The organism is Pseudomonas sp. MS15a(2019), from assembly GCF_013277805.1.
Classification (GTDB): Bacteria; Pseudomonadota; Gammaproteobacteria; order Pseudomonadales; family Pseudomonadaceae; genus Chryseomonas; species Chryseomonas benzopyrenica.
Map to the genome: position 1 here is coordinate 97092 of NZ_VBTN01000009.1, position 16877 is coordinate 113968.

14 protein-coding genes and 1 riboswitch are annotated in these 16877 nt (G+C 66.7%); of the genes, 3 read left to right on the forward strand and 11 right to left on the reverse strand.

Annotation, left to right across the window (positions count from 1 at the left end):
- The first annotated feature begins 129 nt into the window (after window positions 1–129).
- A complete protein-coding gene (locus FEZ61_RS13215) occupies window positions 130–669 on the forward strand; it encodes a type 1 glutamine amidotransferase domain-containing protein (RefSeq protein WP_173148995.1) in 540 nt (179 codons plus the stop codon).
- A gap of 129 nt (window positions 670–798) precedes the next feature.
- On the opposite strand, the gene FEZ61_RS13220 is transcribed toward FEZ61_RS13215, so the two are convergent.
- The 8 genes from FEZ61_RS13220 to FEZ61_RS13255 all read right to left on the reverse strand — a co-directional run bounded on the left by FEZ61_RS13220 (window position 799) and on the right by FEZ61_RS13255 (window position 9277).
- Window positions 799–1389 (reverse strand): LON peptidase substrate-binding domain-containing protein, encoded by a 591-nt coding sequence (locus FEZ61_RS13220; protein ID WP_160923837.1) that lies wholly within the window; start codon window positions 1387–1389, stop codon window positions 799–801.
- A gap of 88 nt (window positions 1390–1477) precedes the next feature.
- Complete coding sequence (locus FEZ61_RS13225; protein WP_017640750.1) at window positions 1478–2185, reverse strand: ABC-type transport auxiliary lipoprotein family protein; 708 nt, start codon at window positions 2183–2185, stop codon at window positions 1478–1480.
- Between the two features lie 87 nt (window positions 2186–2272).
- Window positions 2273–4525, reverse strand: a complete 2253-nt coding sequence (parC, locus tag FEZ61_RS13230) for a DNA topoisomerase IV subunit A (RefSeq protein ID WP_173148997.1) — start codon at window positions 4523–4525, stop codon at window positions 2273–2275.
- A 140-nt stretch (window positions 4526–4665) separates the two neighbouring features.
- Complete coding sequence (gene parE / locus FEZ61_RS13235; RefSeq protein ID WP_173148999.1) at window positions 4666–6564, reverse strand: DNA topoisomerase IV subunit B; 1899 nt, start codon at window positions 6562–6564, stop codon at window positions 4666–4668.
- A gap of 7 nt (window positions 6565–6571) precedes the next feature.
- Window positions 6572–7180, reverse strand: coding sequence for a YqiA/YcfP family alpha/beta fold hydrolase (locus FEZ61_RS13240; RefSeq protein ID WP_064308568.1), 609 nt, complete (start codon window positions 7178–7180; stop codon window positions 6572–6574).
- 84 nt (window positions 7181–7264) lie between these two features.
- Window positions 7265–8071 (reverse strand): 3',5'-cyclic-AMP phosphodiesterase, encoded by an 807-nt coding sequence (cpdA, locus tag FEZ61_RS13245; RefSeq protein ID WP_173149001.1) that lies wholly within the window; start codon window positions 8069–8071, stop codon window positions 7265–7267.
- A gap of 139 nt (window positions 8072–8210) precedes the next feature.
- Window positions 8211–8666, reverse strand: coding sequence for a DUF1249 domain-containing protein (locus tag FEZ61_RS13250; RefSeq protein ID WP_017640755.1), 456 nt, complete (start codon window positions 8664–8666; stop codon window positions 8211–8213).
- Window positions 8657–9277: an NUDIX domain-containing protein gene (locus FEZ61_RS13255; RefSeq protein ID WP_173149003.1), complete on the reverse strand. Its 621-nt coding sequence runs from the start codon at window positions 9275–9277 to the stop codon at window positions 8657–8659. Before FEZ61_RS13255 ends, FEZ61_RS13250 begins: the two co-directional genes overlap by 10 nt.
- A gap of 186 nt (window positions 9278–9463) precedes the next feature.
- On the opposite strand from FEZ61_RS13255, the gene FEZ61_RS13260 reads away from it, so the two are divergent.
- Entirely contained in the window at window positions 9464–10213 is a 750-nt protein-coding gene (locus FEZ61_RS13260) for an RsiV family protein (RefSeq protein ID WP_068383418.1), read from the forward strand.
- Window positions 10214–10444: 231 nt separating this feature from the next.
- Here the strand turns inward: FEZ61_RS13260 and cytX are convergent, their stop codons facing one another.
- Both cytX and thiC read right to left on the reverse strand, forming a co-directional pair.
- Window positions 10445–11707 (reverse strand): putative hydroxymethylpyrimidine transporter CytX, encoded by a 1263-nt coding sequence (gene cytX, locus FEZ61_RS13265; RefSeq protein ID WP_068383420.1) that lies wholly within the window; start codon window positions 11705–11707, stop codon window positions 10445–10447.
- 235 nt (window positions 11708–11942) lie between these two features.
- Entirely contained in the window at window positions 11943–13820 is a 1878-nt protein-coding gene (gene thiC / locus FEZ61_RS13270; RefSeq protein WP_173149005.1) for a phosphomethylpyrimidine synthase ThiC, read from the reverse strand.
- A 102-nt stretch (window positions 13821–13922) separates the two neighbouring features.
- Window positions 13923–14049, reverse strand: a riboswitch (TPP riboswitch).
- Between the two features lie 109 nt (window positions 14050–14158).
- Between thiC and FEZ61_RS13275 the strand changes: the two genes are divergently transcribed.
- Complete coding sequence (locus FEZ61_RS13275; RefSeq protein WP_173149007.1) at window positions 14159–15655, forward strand: TolC family outer membrane protein; 1497 nt, start codon at window positions 14159–14161, stop codon at window positions 15653–15655.
- Here FEZ61_RS13275 and waaA read toward each other — a convergent pair.
- A complete protein-coding gene (waaA, locus tag FEZ61_RS13280; RefSeq protein WP_173149009.1) occupies window positions 15601–16866 on the reverse strand; it encodes a lipid IV(A) 3-deoxy-D-manno-octulosonic acid transferase in 1266 nt (421 codons plus the stop codon). The two genes, FEZ61_RS13275 and waaA, sit on opposite strands and share 55 nt — an antisense overlap.
- Window positions 16867–16877 lie beyond the last annotated feature (11 nt).

A 16877-nucleotide genomic window follows, 5' to 3' on the forward strand; every position in this document is an offset into this window, starting at 1 on the left:
ATTTACTCCGCGCCGTGCGCCGATGCCATCGGGCGCGACGAAGGAACTTCAGAGGGGTAAAGCGAGACGGATTTAGGAGCGCTGGCAAAAGGCTAGCCCGACCGAATTCCAATCGAGGTATCCGCAACCATGGCTACATCCCTGAACGGCAAGAAAATCGCCATCCTGGTCACCGACGGCTTCGAACAGGCCGAGCTCACCGGCCCCAAGCAGGCCCTGGAACAGGCCGGCGCCCAGACCCACATCATCTCCGCCGAGCGCGGTGAGGTGCGCGGCTGGGACGGCACCGAGCCGGCCGACAGCTTTCCGGTTGACCTCACCTTCGCCGCAGCCAATGCCGGTGACTACGACGCCGTGCTGCTGCCCGGTGGTGTGGTCAATGCCGACACCATCCGCATCGACGCGCAGGCCCAGCAGCTGACCAAACAGATCGCCGATGCCGGCAAGCCGGTGGCCGTCATCTGCCATGGCGCCTGGCTGCTGATCTCCGCGGGCCTGGTGCAGGGCAAGACCCTGACCAGTTGGCCCTCGCTGACCGACGACCTCAAGAACGCTGGCGCCACCTGGCAGGACCAGGAGGTCATCGTCGACGGTCAACTGGTTAGCAGCCGCAAGCCGGACGACATTCCGGCCTTCAATCGCGAGTTCATCAAGCTGCTGGCAGGCTGACCCTCAGAGAATGGCACTTTGATCTCATAAGACTGAACTTATGGCAAAGTGCCAGGGTCTTATCGAGTGCCCCCAAAGCACTTTTAGCCCGCCCTGCCCGGCGGGCTTTCTTTTGCCTGGCGTTTGGCCTCAAGCCTGGAAGTCACCTTGCAGATCCACCAGATGGCGGTCGATAGCGGCCAGGCGCTGACCCTGATCGCCCATGCCCAGCCATTCCAGCTTGAGGTGGGCCTCGAACGGCAGCAGGTAGGCCAACTGGTAGCCCAGGGCCTGGCGGTCGGCGACTTCACCGCCCATGTCCAGGCTGGCGACCATGGGATGCTGGGCCAGGGCCACCAGCAGTGCCATGAGATCGGCGTCGCCATCGCGCAATGGCTGGGGCTCGCTTTCGGGGAGCCACTCCACCTCTCCCACCACCAGGTGATCGGGCTGTTCTTCCTGGCTCAGCAGGCGAAAGCGCCGGCCACCTTCGATGCGGATGCCCAAGAGGCCGTTGCTCTGCTGCTGCCAGTCGCGGATCAGTGCCTCGCAGCCGTAGGCGCCCAGGCGATTGGGCGCCGCACCGGTCTCGCGGCCTTCGAGGATGGTCACCACGCCAAAGCTGCTGCCCTGCTTGAGGCAACGACCGAGCATGTCCAGATAACGGGCTTCGAACAGCTGCAGATCGAGGCGGCAACCGGGAAACAGGGTGGTGTTCAGGGGAAACAGGGGCAGCGTCATGCAACCTCCAGGGCTTGAGGGTCCTGCTGGATAGAACATCGAGCGCCGCCGAAGGCTCCCGCGCGGCGACGCGCGGAGCCCGGCCGGATCAGAAGCGATAGACCTCGGCGCCGGTGCGAATGGGCACCACGGCTGGCAGCGTCGGCCGGGCCTGGGCCTCCTCGACGAGTTTTTTCGGCTCCTTGCGCGCTACCTCGGCCCCACGCCGGCCGCGCTGGGCGACCTTGGTGAGATCGGTGGCCAGGCGTGCGGCCAGTTGCTGCAGCAGCTCGCTCTGGGCCCGCACCTGGGCTGCGCGGTCGCCGGCATGACGCGCCTGCAGATGGACCACTTCGCTATCCAGCAGGCGGCCCTGGCCATCGCGCAGCTGCCAGCTGGCATCTAGCGCCGCAGGTGCCTGATCGCCCGCATCGAGGCGGGTCACCACCAGCTCCACGCGATACTGGGGATCGAAGCCCGCGGGTTGCTCACCCACCACCACCCGGCCGCTGTTCAGGCGACTGGCGAGTTGGCGCTGCAGCAGTTGCCGCACATTGGCATTCAGCGGTCCGGCCCAGTGATCGCCCGTGGTCTTGAGACTGCCATCGGGCTGGCGTTCCAGCAGCACGTCGCGCTGCAGATAGTCGGCCAGTTGCAGGCTTTCGATCCACACCGCAAGCCCACGCTCGCTGCTCGCCGGCGCGCGGGCGTTGCCGCCGTCGAGCTGGTAGTAGTGGCTGGGGCCGAGGCTGGCACAGCCACCCAGGCCGGCCAGCAGGCCAACGAGCGCCAGCCTGGCGAGACATATCCGTTTCATCGAGGCTCTCTCTCTCGACGGGCACCATGGCCCAGCGAGTCCTGGTCGAAAAAATCCGGACTATGCTAGCGGCTGACTGCAGACGGCTCAAGTTTCCACCTGCAGCGAGTCCACCCGCTGGAAGCCACGCGGCAGCTTGTTGCCGCGCCGGCCGCGCTCGGCGCGGTAGTGCTCCAGGTCGCTGCCCTTGAGGGTATAGGGTCGCTTGCCGGCCTGCAGGGTCAGGGAAGCACCGGCCGGCACCACGGCCAGATCGACCACGTACTCCTCGCGCTTGGCGACTCGCTCGCCAGGGATGGAGATCAGCTTGTTGCCCTTGCCCTTGGCCAGTTGCGGCAGCTCGGTGATGGCGAACACCAGCAGCCGTCCCTCGTTGGTGACCACCGCGATGGAGGTGTCCTCCAGGGAAGCCACCGGCTTCGGGGCCAGCACCTTGGCGCCGTTGGGCAGGCTGATCAGCGCCTTGCCGGCCTTGTTCTTGGCCTGCAGGTCCTCGCCCTTGACCACGAAGCCGTAGCCGGCATCCGAGGCTAGTACATAGAGGCTGCTGTCGTCCGGCAGGAGCAGACACTCGAAGCTGGCCCCTGGCGGCGGCGTCAGGCGTCCGGTCAGAGGTTCGCCCTGACCCCGCGCCGACGGCAGGGAGTGAGCCGCAACCGAATAGCTGCGCCCGGTGGAGTCGATGAAGACGGCGAACTGATTGGAGCGGCCCAGGGCTGCCGCCTTGAAGCCGTCGCCGGCCTTGTAGGACAGCCCGGTCGGGTCGACGTCATGGCCCTTGGCCTGGCGCACCCAGCCCTTCTCGGAAAGCACCACAGTCACCGGCTCGGTGGGCATGAGCTCGGTTTCGGACAGGGCCTTGGCCTCGGCACGGGCGACGATGGGCGAGCGGCGGGCGTCGCCATAGGTCTCGGCATCCTTGATCAGTTCGTCGCGGACCAGGTTGCGCAGCTTCTTGTCGCTGCCCAGCAGGGTCTGCAGGCGCTTCTGCTCCTTGAGCAGTTCGGCCTGTTCGCCACGGATCTTCATCTCTTCCAGCCGCGCCAACTGACGCAGGCGGGTTTCGAGGATGTAGTCGGCCTGGTCCTCGGAGAGCTCGAAGCAGGCCATCAGCGCCTGCTTGGGATGCTCTTCGGTGCGGATGATGTGGATCACCTCGTCCAGGTTGAGGAAGGCGATCAGCAGGCCGTCCAGCAGGTGCAGGCGGCGCTCGACCTTGTCCAGGCGGAACTGCAGGCGACGGCGCACGGTGCCGATGCGGTAGAGCAGCCACTCCTGGAGGATCTGCCTGAGGTCCTTGACCTGGGGTTTGCCGTCCAGGCCGATGACGTTGAGGTTGACCCGGTAGCTGGATTCGAGATCGGTGGTGGCGAACAGGTGCTGCATCAGCTCGTCGGCATCGATGCGGTTGGAGCGCGGCACGATGACGATGCGGGTCGGATTCTCGTGGTCCGACTCGTCGCGCAGGTCGGCCACCATGGGCAGCTTCTTGGCCTGCATCTGGGCGGCGATCTGCTCCAGCACCTTGGAACCCGAGACCTGGTGCGGCAGCGCGGTGATGACCACGTCGCCGTCTTCGCGGCGGTAGACGGCGCGCATGCGCACCGAGCCGCGCCCGGTCTCGTAGATTTTGCGCAGGTCGGCGTGCGGGGTGATGATCTCGGCTTCGGTAGGGAAGTCCGGACCGGGCACGTGTTCGAGCAGTTCGGGGATCCCGGCGATGGGATCGTCCAGCAGGCGCACGCAGGCAGCCGCCACCTCACGCAGGTTGTGCGGCGGGATGTCGGTGGCCATGCCCACGGCGATGCCGGTGGTGCCGTTGAGCAGCAGGTTGGGCAGACGTGCCGGCAACACCGCCGGTTCGTTCAGGGTGCCATCGAAGTTGGGCACCCAGTCCACGGTGCCCTGCCCCAGTTCATTGAGCAGCACCTCGGAATAGCGCGACAGCCGCGCCTCGGTGTAGCGCATGGCGGCAAAGGACTTGGGATCGTCGGGCGCCCCCCAGTTGCCTTGGCCATCCACCAGCGGATAGCGATAGGAGAACGGCTGGGCCATGAGCACCATGGCCTCGTAGCAGGCCGAGTCGCCGTGGGGGTGGTACTTACCGAGGACGTCACCCACGGTACGGGCGGATTTCTTGTGCTTGGCGTCGGCGTCCAGGCCCAGTTCGCTCATGGCATAGACGATGCGGCGCTGGACCGGCTTGAGACCGTCGCCGATGTGCGGCAGGGCACGGTCCATGATGACGTACATGGAGTAGTTCAGGTACGCCTGCTCGGTGAAGTCGGCCAGCGAACGGCGTTCGACGCCATCCAGGCTCAGGTCGAGGGGTGCACTCATGGGAGTCCTTTGGTGTTACGTCTTTGATCGGGGGGCCCGGTCCATCGCGGTCATGGACCACTCCTACAGGAGCTCGATACACCTGTAGGAGCGGTCGCTGCGGCGAACCGCCATGACCGCGATAAGCGCAGCCAACATATTTAGAGCAGCACTTCGGCGCGATCGCCCTTGGATTCCAGCCAGCTCTTGCGGTCGCCGGACCTCTTCTTGGCCAGCAGCATGTCCATCATCTCGAGGGTGCCGGGCACGTCCTCGAGGGTCAGCTGCACCAGGCGCCGGGTGTTGGGATCCATGGTGGTCTCGCGCAGCTGCAGCGGATTCATCTCGCCGAGGCCCTTGAAGCGGGTGACCTGGGGCTTGCCGCGCTTCTTCTCCGCCGCCAGGCGATCGAGGACGCCGTCACGCTCGGCCTCGTCGAGGGCGTAATGGACCTCCTTGCCCAGGTCGATGCGGTACAGCGGCGGCATGGCCACATAGACGTGGCCGGCGTCCACCAGCGGACGGAAGTGCTGCACGAACAGGGCGCACAGCAGGGTGGCGATGTGCAGGCCGTCGGAGTCGGCGTCGGCGAGGATGCAGATCTTGCCGTATCTCAGGCCGCTCAGGTCGGCGCTGCCCGGGTCGATGCCGATGGCCACGGCGATGTCGTGCACCTCCTGGCTGCCCAGCACCTCGCTGCCGTCCACCTCCCAGGTGTTCAGGATCTTGCCGCGCAGCGGCATGATGGCCTGGAATTCCTTGCTGCGCGCCTGCTTGGCACTGCCACCGGCGGAGTCACCCTCCACCAGGAACAGCTCGGATCTCATGGGATCCTGGCCGGCGCAATCGGCCAGCTTGCCGGGCAGCGCCGGACCCTGGGTGATCTTCTTGCGCTCGACCTTCTTGCCCGCCTTGAGGCGGCGGCCGGCGTTGTTGATGGCCAGTTCGGCGATCTGCTGACCCAGCTCCGGATGGGCGTTGAGCCAGAGGCTGAAGGCGTCCTTGACCACCCCGGCGACAAAGGCCGCCGCCTCGCGGGAGGACAGCCGCTCCTTGGTCTGGCCGGAGAATTGCGGCTCCTGCATCTTCATCGAGAGGACGAAGGCGATGCGCTCCCAGACGTCTTCCGGGGCCAGCTTGAGGCCACGCGGCAAGAGGTTGCGGAATTCGCAGAATTCGCGGATGGCATCCAGCAAACCTTGGCGCAGGCCGTTCACATGGGTACCGCCCTGGGCGGTGGGAATCAGGTTGACGTAGCTTTCCTGCACCGACTCGCCGCCCTCGGGCAGCCAGAACAGCGCCCAGTCGACCGCTTCCCGGGCCGAGGCCAGGCTGCCGTGGAAGGGGGCCTCGGGCAGCCGCAGGGCATCGCCCACGGTGTCGATCAAATAGGATCTCAGGCCGTCTTCGTAATGCCATTCGCTACGCTCGCCGCTGGCTTCGTCGAGGAAGCTCACCGCCAGGCCCGGGCAGAGCACCGCCTTGGCCTTGAGCACGTGCTTCAGACGGCTGACGGAAAACTTGGGCGAATCGAAGTACTTGGGATCCGGCCAGAAGTGCACGCTGGTGCCGGTATTGCGCTTGCCGACGCTGCCGACCACGGCCAGCTCGCTGGCCTTGAAGCCGTCGGCGAAGGCCATGCCGTATTCGTTGCCGTCGCGCTTGACGCGCACCTCGACGCGGGTCGACAGGGCGTTCACCACCGAGATGCCCACGCCGTGCAGGCCACCGGAGAATTGGTAGTTCTTGTTGGAGAACTTGCCGCCGGCGTGCAGCTTGGTGAGGATCAGCTCGACGCCGGAGACGCCCTCTTCCGGATGGATGTCCACTGGCATGCCGCGCCCGTCGTCGAGCACCTCGAGGGAGTTGTCGACGTGCAGGATTACCTGCACCTGGCGCGCATGACCGGCCAGGGCCTCGTCCACGCTGTTGTCGATGACTTCCTGGGCCAGGTGGTTGGGCCGGGAGGTGTCGGTGTACATGCCAGGGCGCTTGCGCACCGGATCGAGTCCGGAGAGGACTTCGATGGCGTCGGCGTTATAGGCGTTCTGCGTGGCCATGGGGTCTCTATTCGAAGGTGTTGAAATCCAGCTCGCGCCAGAGCGCCGGATCGAAGCCGGCCAGCTCCAGCAGCAGCGGCAGCTGGCGATGGAAGCCCTGGAAGCCGTGGTCGCCACCCTGCTCGATACGCAGGGTGCAGGCGCCGTAGTAGCGTTCGGCGTCGCGGTAGTCGAGGGTCTCGTCGCCGGTCTGCAGCCAGACGTGGAAGCGCTCGGGATCCGCCGGCGCGGCGACTTCCAGCGCACGCATGGCCTCGACGTGGGCCTCGGTGAGGATCCAGGTCTCGCCGGTATGGTGATTGCGCTGGAGCCCCAGGTAATGCTCCATGAAGCGCCAGGGCCGGACCGCGGGGTTTATCAGCACGGCCTTGAGCCCGTGGCGCTCGGCCAGGACGGTGGCATAGTAGCCGCCCAGGGAGCTGCCGACCAGCAAGGGGGCGTCCAGCTCGGCCAGTTCGCGCTCCAGGAGGGCGAAGGCGGCATCGGCATCGTTGGGCAGCGCCGGGGCACGCAGGCGGTCCGCCAGGCCGAGTCGGGTCATGCAGGCGGTCAGCTGCCGCGCCTTCAAGGACGCGGGTGAGCTGTTGAAACCATGGATATAGAGGATCGACGGCATCGGGCCGCTCCTACTGGATAAAAAAACAGGTAAAGAGTAACCCGTTTCGACCCGCGCGACCAAGGCAGCCGACCGGCGTCGGCGTCAGTAGCCCGCCGCGCTGTGATCCACAGTGAAGGCATGCTGTTGCAGACGCGAGACACCGGTTTCCAGGGTGCCATCGGGCAACAGGCGCAACCAGCGATAGCCCGGGGCCTGGTCGCCCGCCTTGAAATCCTCGCTGCCCGGCTCGAATTGCAGACCGGTGGACGGCGAGGCCAGCAGGCGCACGCCGTTGCGCAGCTGATCGAATTCCTGGTGGATGTGACCCCAGAGCACGACCTTGACCTGAGGATGGCGATCCAGCACGGCGAACAGCTCGTCCGGCCGGTGCAGCCCCAGGGGTTCCATCCAGCCACAGCCCACCGGGACCGGGTGATGGTGCAGGCAGATCAGTGCGGGACGTTCGGGCGCAGCGCTCAGGGCCTCTTCCAGGGCCAGCAGTTGCGCCTGCTCCAGCTCACCGAACACGCAGCCGCGCACGGTGCTGTCGAGCAGGATGAGACGCCAGGCGCCCAGGTCGGTGACGGATTCCAGAAAATCGCGATCGCCACAGGCCTTGGCCATGGGCGCGTTCTCGTCATGGTTGCCGGCCAGCCAGCGCATGGGCGCGTCCAGCGGCTCGGTCAGCGCGCAAAAGCGCTGATAGGACGCCACGGAACCATCCTGGGAGAGGTCACCGCTGGCCAGCAGCAGATCGATGCGTGGCTGCTCCCGTACCACCTGGGCGACCACCTGTTGCAGGCTGGCCGCCGTATCGATGCCCAACAGCCGGCCATTGGCACGAGCAAACAGATGGCTGTCGGTCAGTTGGACGACGAGGGGAGCGTTGACACTATCCGGCAAACTCACCAAAGCCTCCTAGGCATAAGGGGACAACGAGCGCAGGCAGGGTGCAGAAAAGTTCCCGGGAACTTGCGTGCATGCATCACATTTTCGCAGCTTGACGAGCGAGAGGGAAGCCGCGGCTGTCAGCGTTGCGCCCTGGTGCTCATCGCTGCAGGATGGGTTCAGCCTCGTGGCCACAGGCCAGGCAGTGACTCAACCACTCGCCGAGAAACAGATTGAGCTGGTTCTTTTCGTCAGGCTGATGCATCGCCTGGTTGGGATAGGGATAGCGTCCGAGCAGGTGCCGGGAGGCCCCGGCCGACACCACTTCCGCCATCCGCGCATCGTGATAGACCCGCACTTCCAGCTCGGGAACCGGCAGCCAGGGCAGCCCCAGTTCCTGGCGGACCCGCAGCACCGTCGTATAGGGACAGGCCTCGGTGACCTCCAGCGCCAGCACCCCCAAGGGGCGCTCGCCTTGCGACAACATGACGCGGCGCGATACCACGGCTTCGCGCATCTTGGGCAGAAGCCGCATCAGCCGCACGTAGTTGGCCTCGCACGTGGCCTGCAGGCCCGGCAGGTCAACTCGATAGCGATCTCGCAGTTTCAGCCCCATAACCCCCGTACCTCGGCGCGATTGAGCGCCAACCATTGCAGGGCGATGATTGCCGCTGCGTTATTGATTCGACCGTCGCGCACCCCTGCCAGTGCCTCGTCCAGCGACCAGACATGGACGCGAATGTCCTCGCCCTCCTCCTCCAGACCATGGACGCCACCGGCGTCCGCGGAGCTGCAGCGGCCCAGGTAGAGATAGACCTGTTCGTCACTGCCGCCGGGCGAGGGGAAGTAGGTGGAGATGGGCCAGAGCGATTGCAAGGTCAGCCCGGCTTCTTCCTCGGCTTCCCGATGAGCGACCGCCTCGACGGTCTCGCCCTGCTTGTCCACCAAGCCCGCCACCGGCTCAAGCAGCCAGGGATGAGCGGTCTTTTCCATGACGCCGACGCGAAACTGCTCGATCAGCACCACCTCGTCGCGCACCGCATCGTAGGGCAGCACGCAGACGGCATCGGGACGCACGAAGACCTCGCGCTCCAGTTCCGGGCCCAAATCACCGGAGAACTGGCGATGGCGCAGCCGGAAACGGGCCATGCGGTAGAAGCCTTGAAAGCAGATCTCGCGGCTCAGGATTTCAATGGCGGGCGCCTGGGATTCATTGGCTTCGGTCATGGGCGCTCCAGCGCTGATTGCAGGTAATCAGATCATCGTAGCGTGCCGCCTGCGTGCGTGCAGCCCCCGGCGCGCCAAGTCGCGAAAAGGACAACAAGCCGGGAAACCTGCGCCCACCCCTGGCAAACTTATGGGGCCAGACGGGTTCGAAAGCCGTCGTTCTCTGTTTCCAGGACAAGGAATCCCATGCGTATCCGCCCGCTCCTCCTGCTCGCCGGCCTGCTGCTCGGTGGTTGCCAAAGCGTCTTCGGCCCCAACCTCGACAAACCCCTCACGCCTCGCCACCAGGCCTGGGAGCACCGCCCCGCCGGCTGCCAGGGCGAAGACTGCCCACTGATCAACATCGACTACGTGGAGTTCGGCGAACCGGCGCTGGACGCCCTGGTGCAACGCCACCTGCTGGGCCTGGCCCGTGCCGAGCCGGGCGCGCCCATCCCCGCCTCGCTGGCCAGCTACGAGCGGGATTTCCTCGCCAAGGCCCAGCCGCGCTGGAGCAGCTATCTGCAGGCCAAGGTGCGCGAACAGCATGACGGTCTGGTGATCATCGAATTCTCCAGCTACCTGGCCAACGGCGGCGCCCATGGCCTGGCCGGGCGCGACTTCGTCACCTGGGATCGCCACCTCGATCGGCAGATCACCCTGGGCGACATGCTGGTGCCGGGGCAGGAAGCCGAATTCTGGCGCCTGGCGCAGCTGTCGCGGGAGGCCTGGATGCTCAGCAACGGTGTCGGCGATGCCGAATTCCGTCAGCAGTGGCCCTTCCTCAAGACCAACAACGTGGCCCTGGACTTCGGCGCCCTGACGCTCAAGTACGACATCGGCAGCATCGCCCCCTATGCCATGGGCCATCCGGAGCTGAAGATCCCCTATCCCAAGCTCAACGGCATCCTCAAGGGCGAGTATTTCCCGGGGCGCGGGAAGAGTCGCCAGCCGTAGTCCGCCCTGTTGGGCTTCGACGGTGGAGCCGTCTCAGCCCAACCTACGGTGTCACCTCGGACCGCGACCGACGTAGGTTGGGTTGAGCGCAGCGAAGCCAACAGGCCCTATTCAGCAGCGCACCGTTGGGTTTCGACGATGGAGCCGTCTCAGCCCAACCTACGCCTGCTAGGCCAGCACACTGTTCCCGTAGGTTGGCGCTGAGCGCAGCGAAGCCCAACAGGCCGGACCCTAAACCCGCTTCAACCCCAGCAGCGCCTGCGCGGTACCGGCCACCACGATGGCCGGCAGGGTCGCGCCCCAGGCCGGCAGCAGGGTCGGCAGCAGGTGGTAGACGGCCACGCCGAGGGCCCAGGCGATCAGGGATTCCAGGCGCAACGCCCGTACCCGCTGCGGAGCCTTGCGGCGGCGCAGCAGGAAATGATCCACCAGCACCACGCCGAACAGCGGGGCGAACACCGAGCCGATCAGCAGCAGGAAGTGCTCGTACTGGGCCAGAGGCACCAGCAGCGCCAGCAGGGTGCAGAGGATGCCGATAGCCAGGGTAAGCTGCCAGATCTTGACCTGAGCGAGAAAGCCCGTGGCCACTGCCGCCGAATGATAGGCGGCGAAGGCGTTTTCCGATTCGTCCAGCAGGATCAGCAGCAGTGGCAGGCCCAGGCCGGCCACGGCCAGGGCGCGCAGCAGGGCGTCGGCTTCACCGCCGCTGGCGAAGGCCAGGGTGTAGGCGAAGCCCAGGCCCATCAGCCAGAGGTTGCCGCAGAAATAGCCCAGCATGACGCCCCGGCCGGCGCTGCGTCCGGTGCGGGCGAAGCGGGTGTAGTCGGCGATCACCGGTAGCCACGACAGCGGCATGGCCACCACCAGGTCGAAGCCCAGGGCCTGGGTCAGGGAGCCATCGCCCGGGCGCTGCCAGAGCGCGGCCAGGTCGGCGCGCAAGAACAGGTCCAGGGTCAACCAGCCGCAGGCGCCCAACAGCAGCCAGATACCCCAGCGGCTGAGGAAACGGCGCACGAAGGTCAGGGGACCGGCCACCGCCAGGGCCGTGGCCAGGGCGCCGAAGACCAGGGTCCAGAGCACCGGCGAGGCCCAGCTCTGCAGGCCCCAGCTGCCCAGCAGCACACTGGCCGCCTCGCGCATCACCACCAGTTCGAAGGCACCCCAGCCGATCAGCTGGGTGATGTTGAGCACCGCCGGTAGCAGCGCGCCGCGCTGGCCGAGGCTCTGGCCTAGGGCGGTCATGCCGGCCAGGCCGGTATCGCTGCCCACCAGGCCGGCGGCCGCCAGCAGCAGCACCCCGACCCCGGTGCCGAGCACCAGCACCAGCAGGCCATCGGCCAGGCCGAGGCCGGGTGCCAGCAACGCGCCGGCCTGGGCCACCATGAGACCGATACCCAGGGAGAACCAGAGAGTGAAGAGATCGCGCCCGCCAAGGATGCGGCGGTCCGCCGGAACGGGGACGGTGGGGGTATAGAGGCCGGGGGCCTGGGCCATGATGGGTCTCGTGAACAAGGGGTTGAGGGCGCCCAACGTCGTTGGGTGACGCCGGGCATTGTTGGGCTTCGCTGCGCTCAGCACCAACCTACGGTGGTTTGTCTGGAACCGTAGGTTGGGTTGAGACGGTTCCATCGTCGACGCCCAACGGTACGAGGTCGACCTGCGCATCGTTGGGCTTCGCTGCGCTCAGCGCCAACCTACGGAAACAGCGTGCTGGCCCAACCTACGGTCGTCAGACCTGCTTGTAGATCACCCCGCCTTCGTCCTTGAAGCGCGCGGCCTGTTCCTGGAAGCCGGCTTCGATGGCCTTCTGCTCGTCGGTCAGGCCGTTCTCCTTGGCGTAGTCGCGGACCTCCTGGGTGATCTTCATGGAGCAGAACTTGGGTCCGCACATGGAGCAGAAGTGCGCCACCTTGGCCGAGTCCTTGGGCAGGGTCTCGTCATGGAAGGCGCGCGCCGTGTCCGGGTCCAGGCCCAGGTTGAACTGGTCTTCCCAGCGGAATTCGAAACGCGCCTTGCTTAGTGCGTTGTCGCGGATCTGAGCGCCGGGATGCCCCTTGGCCAGGTCGGCGGCATGGGCGGCGATCTTGTAGGTGATGATGCCGGTCTTGACGTCGTCCTTGTTGGGCAGGCCGAGGTGCTCCTTGGGCGTCACGTAGCAGAGCATGGCGCAGCCGAACCAGCCGATCATGGCGGCGCCGATGCCGCTGGTGATGTGGTCGTAGCCGGGGGCGATGTCGGTGGTCAGCGGGCCGAGGGTATAGAACGGCGCCTCGTCGCAGCACTCCAGCTGCTTGTCCATGTTCTCCTTGATCAGCTGCATGGGCACGTGGCCCGGGCCTTCGATCATGGTCTGGACGTCGTGCTTCCAGGCGATCTTGGTCAGCTCGCCGAGGGTTTCCAGTTCGCCGAACTGGGCGGCGTCGTTGGCGTCGGCGATGGAGCCCGGGCGCAGGCCGTCACCCAGGGAGAAGCTCACGTCGTAAGCCTGCATGATCTCGCAGATGTCTTCGAAGTGGGTGTAGAGGAAGTTTTCCTTGTGATGCGCCAGGCACCACTTGGCCATGATGGAGCCGCCGCGGGAGACGATGCCGGTGACGCGCTTGGCGGTCAGGGGCACGTAGTGCAGGCGCACCCCGGCATGGATGGTGAAGTAGTCCACGCCCTGCTCCGCTTGCTCGATGAGGGTGTCGCGGAACAGCTCCCAGGTCAGTTCTTCGGCGACGCCATCGACCTTTTCCAGGGCCTGGTAGATGGGCACGGTGCCGATGGGGACCGGCGAGTTGCGGATGATCCACTCGCGGGTCTCGTGGATGTGCTTGCCGGTGGACAGGTCCATCACGGTGTCGGCGCCCCAGCGGATGCCCCAGGTCAGCTTTTCCACCTCTTCCTCGATGGAAGAGCCCAGTGCGCTGTTGCCGATGTTGCCGTTGATCTTCACCAGGAAGTTGCGGCCGATGATCATCGGCTCCAGCTCCAGGTGGTTGATGTTGGCCGGGATGATGGCGCGGCCGCGGGCCACCTCGTCGCGGACGAACTCGGGCGTGATCTCCTGGGGAATGCTGGCGCCGAAGCTCTGGCCGCGGTGCTGGTTGCCGAGCAGGCCGGCGGCGCGGGCCTCCTGCAGCTTCATGTTCTCGCGGATGGCGATGTATTCCATCTCCGGGGTGACGATGCCCTGGCGGGCATAGTGCATCTGGGAGACATTGCGCCCGGCCTTGGCCCGGCGCGGCTGGCGCGCCAGGTCGAATCTTAGGGCGGCGAGGCTCGGATCGGCGAGCCGCGCCTGACCGAATTCGGACGAGAGCCCGGCCAGCAGTTCGGTGTCGCCACGCTCTTCGATCCAGCGCGAACGCACGTCCGGCAGGCCCTTGCGCAGGTCGATGCGGGCGGTCGGGTCGGTGTAGGGACCGGAGGTGTCGTAGACGAACACCGGAGCGTTCTTTTCACCGCCAAAGGCGGTGGGGGTATCGGCGAGGGAGATTTCCCGCACCGGCGCGCGAATGTCGGGACGCGAGCCAGTCAGATAGACCTTGCGCGAATTGGGCAACGGCTGGGTGGACTGGCGGTCGACGCGGGTAAAGTCGGTGACGTTGTTCTGCTTGTTCATCGAGGCTCTCCTGGTGGGCGCGTTGCCGAGGGAAGAACCTGGACGAAGGGGTGGGCACGCAGGAAGATGCAAGCCCGGACGGATGGCGACCACGGAGACGAATGCGGACGCCCTCTTGTTCCCTACGCAGGTTGACGCACCGCCATGCGGCGCGCCTAGCCTGATCAGGTTCAACGGGATCCGGGACTACCCGATCTCAGCGCCTCGTAGCGCACCCCGACAAGAACGCGGCCAGTGTAAACCCAGACTGGCAGAAACTTCGACCGCTATTTCCTCTCCTATGGCGGATTCGGACGAAGTCACTACACTGGCCCGGTCCCTCAAGGAAGGCTCCAAGAATGCGAAGATTCCTGCTGCTCGCGGCGCTCTGCACCACGGCCGGTCTGGCCCACGCCCAGGTGGCCGGCAATGGCCTGCTCGACGTCTACCGCGAGGCGCTGGACAACAACGCCGACCTCGCCGCCGAGCGCGCCGGTCTCGGCGCCCAGCGCGAGGCGGTGCCCCAGGCGCGCGCTGGCCTGCTGCCGCAGATCGGCCTTGGCGCCCAGTTCAACGACACCCACACCAGCCTGGAGCTGAAGGACAATCCGGCGCTGGGCGTCCAGGGTGGCCGCTACAGCAGCGATCGCAGCAGCCAACTGATCCAGGCCACCCTCAGCCAGCCCCTGTTCCGTGCCGACCGCTGGTTCCAGCTCAAGGCCGCCCAGGCCGCCACCGAGCAGGCCGAGCTGCAGTTTTCCGCCGCCCAGCAGCAACTGATCCTGCAGACCGCCGAGGGCTATTTCAGCGCCCTGCGCGCCCAGGACGCCCTGGCCACCGCCCGTGCCGAGGAAAAGGCCTTGTACCGCCAGCTGGACCAGTCCCGCGAGCGCTACAAGGTCGGCCTGACCGACGACACCGACGTGCTCCAGGCCCAGGCCAGCTTCGACAATGCCCAGGCCAACCGCTCGCAGAGCGAGCAGCAGGTGGCGGACGCCTTCCAGGCTCTGACCCGTCTGACCGATCGTGACTACGGCAGCATCGCCGGCATTCGCCACGACCTGCCGATCCTGCCGCCGCAGCCCAACGATGCGCGCCTGTGGGTGGACACCGCCATGCGCCAGAATCTGCAGCTGCTGGCCGCCGGCCAGGGCGTGAACGCGGCGCAGGAAACCCTGCGCCAGCGTCGCGCCGGGCACCTGCCGACGGTGGATGCGGTGGCGCGCTACAGCCACAGCGACAACGATGCGGTGAATCTGCCCAACGCCGAGCAGCTCGCGCTGTTCGGCAGCCCGGTCAACAGCCGCAGCATCGGTATCCAGGTGGAGCTACCGCTGTACAGCGGCGGCGCCACCAGCTCCCAGGCGCGTCAGGCCTACCAGCAGCTGGACCGGAGCGAACAGCAGCAGGAAAGCCTGCGCCGCCAGGTGGTGCAGAACACCCGCAATGCCCATCGGGCGATCAACACCGACATCGAGCAGGTGCGGGCCCGACGGCTGTCCATCGCCTCCAGCCAGCGCGCCCTGCGCGCCACCGAGATCGCCTACCAGGTGGGCAGCCGCACCATCGTCGACGTGCTCGACGCCCAGCGGCTGCTGTACAACGCCGTGCGCCAGTACAACGATGCCCGCTACAACTACATCCTGGATACCCTGAGACTCAAGCAGGCGGCCGGCACCCTGGCGCCCAACGACCTGCTGGCGCTGTCGGGCTATCTCGACGCCCACTACGACCCGGATCGCGACTTCCTGCCGCCGGACCTGGCCAAGACCCGCGCCGACGTCCTGCCGGCGCGCTCGGCTCAGGGCGTGAGCAATTTATCCAGTCCGGAGAGCAGGCGCTCCAGCGCACCCTGATTGGCGGCCAACACCGCCAGACCCGCCTGCCGGCGCCGCTCGGCTTCCGCCGGTTCGGCCCAGAGTCGGGCGACGGCGGCAGCGATGGCCGGGGCTTCCGCTACCGTTTCCAGGGCGCAGGCGTCGCGCAACTGGGCGACGATGTCGAGGAAGTTGAATACGTGCGGACCGCTGAGCACCGGCACCCCCAGGGCTGCCGGCTCCAGCGGATTGTGGCCGCCACGCTCGATCAGGCTGCCACCGACGAAGGCCACGTCGGCCAGGGCGTAGAGAAACAGCAGCTCGCCCATGGTGTCGCCCAGCAGGACCTGGGTCTGCGGTTGCACCGCCTCCCCCGTCGAGCGCTGGATCACGCTGAAATCTTCGCGGCGCACCTCGGCCAACACCTTGGGGAAGCGCTCGGGGTGGCGCGGTACCAGGATCAGCAGGGCATCGGGGCGTGCGGCCAGCAGTTGGCGATGGGCTTGGAGCAGGATCTCGTCTTCACCGGCATGGGTGCTGGCGGCGATCCACACCGGGCGATGGCCCCAGCCCTGGCGCAGGTCAGCCGCGCGGGCCGGCAGCTCGGGATCGATGCGTAGGTCGAACTTGATGGAACCGGTCACCGAGACCCGCTCGGCACGGGCACCGAGGGCCCGGAAGCGCTCGGCTTCCACCGGCGTCTGCACCGCGAGCCAAGCCAGCTCTGCCAGCATCGGCGCGGTCACTCCGCCCAGTTTTCCGTAGCCACGGGCGGAACGCTCGGACAGCCGGCTATTGGCCAGGGCGATGGGAACGTCGCGGCGCGCCGCCTGGTGGATGAGGTTGGGCCAGAGCTCGGTTTCCATCACCACCCCCAGACTCGGTCGCAGCCGGTCGAGGAAGCGCCCGGCCAGCCAGGGCAGGTCGTAGGGCAGATAGCAGTGATGGACCTCGCTACCGAACAGGGCGCGAATGCGCTCCGAGCCGGTGGGCGTCATGCAGGTCACGGTGATCGGCAGCTGCGGATGGCGCTGGCGCAGGGCGCGGATGACCGGCGCGGCGGCGATGCTCTCCCCCACCGACACCGCATGCACCCAGATGCCGCCGGGAGGTACCGCCGGTAGTCCCAGCGCCAGGCGCTCGCCGATACGTTGCCGATAGGCGGGAGCCTTGCGTCCGCGCCAGAGCAGGCGCAAGAGGATGAAGGGCAAGGCCAGGGTAAAGATCAGGCTATAGAGGGTACGGTTCATGGCGGCAGAGC

Excerpts from the sequence above, each read along its gene's own strand:
- FEZ61_RS13215 (WP_173148995.1), top strand. The coding sequence starts at position 130 with ATGGCTACATCCCTGAACGGCAAGAAAATCGCCATCCTGGTCACCGAC.
- parC (WP_173148997.1), bottom strand. The coding sequence starts at position 4,525 with ATGAGTGCACCCCTCGACCTGAGCCTGGATGGCGTCGAACGCCGTTCG.
- FEZ61_RS13260 (WP_068383418.1), top strand. The coding sequence starts at position 9,464 with ATGCGTATCCGCCCGCTCCTCCTGCTCGCCGGCCTGCTGCTCGGTGGT.
- waaA (WP_173149009.1), bottom strand. The coding sequence starts at position 16,866 with ATGAACCGTACCCTCTATAGCCTGATCTTTACCCTGGCCTTGCCCTTC.
- cytX (WP_068383420.1), bottom strand. The coding sequence starts at position 11,707 with ATGGCCCAGGCCCCCGGCCTCTATACCCCCACCGTCCCCGTTCCGGCG.
- FEZ61_RS13255 (WP_173149003.1), bottom strand. The coding sequence starts at position 9,277 with ATGACCGAAGCCAATGAATCCCAGGCGCCCGCCATTGAAATCCTGAGC.
- FEZ61_RS13250 (WP_017640755.1), bottom strand. The coding sequence starts at position 8,666 with ATGGGGCTGAAACTGCGAGATCGCTATCGAGTTGACCTGCCGGGCCTG.
- FEZ61_RS13275 (WP_173149007.1), top strand. The coding sequence starts at position 14,159 with ATGCGAAGATTCCTGCTGCTCGCGGCGCTCTGCACCACGGCCGGTCTG.
- thiC (WP_173149005.1), bottom strand. The coding sequence starts at position 13,820 with ATGAACAAGCAGAACAACGTCACCGACTTTACCCGCGTCGACCGCCAG.
- parE (WP_173148999.1), bottom strand. The coding sequence starts at position 6,564 with ATGGCCACGCAGAACGCCTATAACGCCGACGCCATCGAAGTCCTCTCC.
- FEZ61_RS13240 (WP_064308568.1), bottom strand. The coding sequence starts at position 7,180 with ATGCCGTCGATCCTCTATATCCATGGTTTCAACAGCTCACCCGCGTCC.
- FEZ61_RS13225 (WP_017640750.1), bottom strand. The coding sequence starts at position 2,185 with ATGAAACGGATATGTCTCGCCAGGCTGGCGCTCGTTGGCCTGCTGGCC.
- FEZ61_RS13220 (WP_160923837.1), bottom strand. The coding sequence starts at position 1,389 with ATGACGCTGCCCCTGTTTCCCCTGAACACCACCCTGTTTCCCGGTTGC.